The sequence below is a fragment of the Candidatus Symbiopectobacterium sp. NZEC135 genome (assembly GCF_025962695.1).
This window is the reverse complement of sequence record NZ_JAGFPF010001510.1, coordinates 1-523: the sequence shown is the minus strand read 5'-3', so window position 1 is coordinate 523 and position 523 is coordinate 1. Positions and strand designations below refer to the sequence as shown.

The 523-nt window shown below is 60.2% G+C and carries 1 protein-coding gene; it reads right to left on the bottom strand.

Annotated elements, in window-relative coordinates; genetic code table 11:
- Positions 1–523, bottom strand: a 523-nt coding sequence (locus J5224_RS35080; RefSeq protein WP_264629398.1) for an iron chelate uptake ABC transporter family permease subunit, incomplete at both ends; no start/stop codon positions are given.

The window sequence follows — 523 nt, the reverse complement described above, 5'->3', positions numbered from 1 at the left end:
TTACCGGATTACCCTGGCGCAGCAGCAGCCAGATAAATAACGGTGCGCCGAGCGTCGCGGTGATCACACCGATAGGCAACTCGGCCGAGGGGATCACCACGCGCGCCATGGTGTCAGAGAGTGACAGCGTCATGGCACCCGCCAGCCCGCAGCCCGTCAGTAAGTAACGTTGATCGGTCAACCCGATCAGGCGCAGCGCATGGGGTACAATCAGCCCGACAAACCCGATAACGCCGGCCAGCGCTACGCTAATCCCCACCAGAATGCCCACGACCAGCACCAAAAGGTTACGCCAGCGGTAAACGGAGATCCCCAACTGCCGTGCTTGAATCTCACCCAGCGAAAGACGGTTGAGCGTCTGTCCCTGGCGGCTTAACCACGCCAGACAAGGCAGCAACGCCACCATCAACCACCCGTAGCGCCAGTCAACGCCGCTGAATCCGCCCAGCATCCAATACATCAGTTGGCGTAGATCCTGACTGGTGCTGAAATAGACCGCCCAGGTCATCACCGCGCTGCATAC